Annotated in this window: 1 protein-coding gene; it reads right to left on the bottom strand. The window is 59.2% G+C overall.

Annotated elements, in window-relative coordinates; all coding sequences use genetic code 11:
- Window positions 1–490: 490 nt before the first annotated feature.
- The coding region (locus tag KVS69_RS18535; RefSeq protein ID WP_217539449.1) for a hypothetical protein at window positions 491–703 on the bottom strand (213 nt) is incomplete at its 5' end.

Here is a 703-nt window from a genome sequence, read left to right as displayed (position 1 = left end):
ACCATTTCTTCACATAGAGCGTCGTAGAGCCTGCGGGCTCAAGCTCCAGCGCACCCGCTGGCGCCCTCGAATGCCCGGGATCGGGATCGCCCTGCCGCCATTCCGAGCTCGCCGAATCTCGTCGAAGCACATGTACGTAGTAATAATCAACCAAGGAGCGGCCAGGATCTCCAAGAGGGATATCGCTGGAACGCGCACCTGAGCTGCGTATCGCGAACTCCCGCCGAGCCTGCAACGAGGTCCGCGACTGCGGGGCCCCTCGTGCATCGAATCCACGGCCCTTGACTCCCTCAGGTCCAGCGACTCGCCAACTAGGTCGAACCAACGCGGACAGCCGAATCATCATAGAACGCCCCGGCTGGCTGGTGCGCGAACTCATCCTGGACCCGATGGGCGCCTCCACCCTGAACTTAATTGAGCCCAAGATCTATGACCGACTGATGAGCCGCAGATCAAGATTTGAGCCAGCTGAGTGCGCCAGCCTGCGACTTCACTCGACAACAGATAGTTCGGCGAACGCAATACTAATTTTCCCACTTGGTGAGATCCCCATATCGAGAGAGAGTTCCTTACCTGTACCCGAGAGCAGCATTTCGAAGATTACGAGCCTCTCACTCAGGACCTCCAGCTCAATCCCGAGTGCGCTTACCCCGGCAAGGACGAACGTGGCTGGTTGCCGTCCGGGATATTCCGGGAGCCCAAG

Source organism: Stenotrophomonas sp. GbtcB23 (assembly GCF_019091045.1).
GTDB lineage: Bacteria > Pseudomonadota > Gammaproteobacteria > Xanthomonadales > Xanthomonadaceae > Stenotrophomonas > Stenotrophomonas rhizophila_A.
Note: the sequence above shows the minus strand (reverse complement) of the source record. Positions and strands in the feature narration are given on the sequence as shown.